Below are 622 nucleotides of genomic sequence, written 5' to 3' on the forward strand. Positions count from 1 at the left end.
GACTTTGTATCGATGTTCAACAATGGGTGGGAAAAAGCGTTGCCATTAATTAAAAGTATTTGTGAGGAAACGGACTCGCAATAGCACTAAATATCGAGACTCACTTTTCCATTTCTAGGCTGAGTAAGAGAGCGTTCACCGCCGCATTTTCGGTGTTCGCTACATCTTGACCGCACGAGGGTATACAATACCCGCAAATTTGAGCACTCAAGAGACTGGATGATGGAATTTAAGGTTGATACCCACACGCATACTTACGCGAGTGGTCATGCGTATAGTACGTTGATTGAAAACGCAAAGTCGGCAAAAGAGAACGGGTTAACCATGTTTTGCACGACGGACCATGCGGAGTCGATGCCGGGTGCGCCTCACTACTGGTTTTTCTCCAACCAAAAAATTCTGCCTCGTTTTCTTGAAGATGTTGCCATCGTTCGCGGAGTGGAATCCAACATACTTAACATTGAAGGTGAAATTGATATTCCGCCAAGCGTCGATCGCAATTTGGACTGGGTTATTGCCAGTTTCCACGAGCCCGTTTTTCCACCTGCCAATAAAGAAGCACATACTGAAGCGCTGATAAATGTCATCAAAAGCGGTCGCGTTGATGCGTTAGGGCATTTGG

Annotated in this window: 1 protein-coding gene and 1 pseudogene; both read left to right on the top strand. The window is 45.8% G+C overall.

Annotated elements, in window-relative coordinates:
* Window positions 1-84: pseudogene (locus R8O11_RS28990) on the top strand (SRPBCC domain-containing protein); the annotation flags it as partial.
* A 138-nt stretch (window positions 85-222) separates the two neighbouring features.
* The coding region (locus R8O11_RS28995) for a PHP domain-containing protein (protein ID WP_318195094.1) at window positions 223-622 on the top strand (400 nt) is incomplete at its 3' end.

This window comes from Vibrio sp. 1288, from assembly GCF_033344475.1.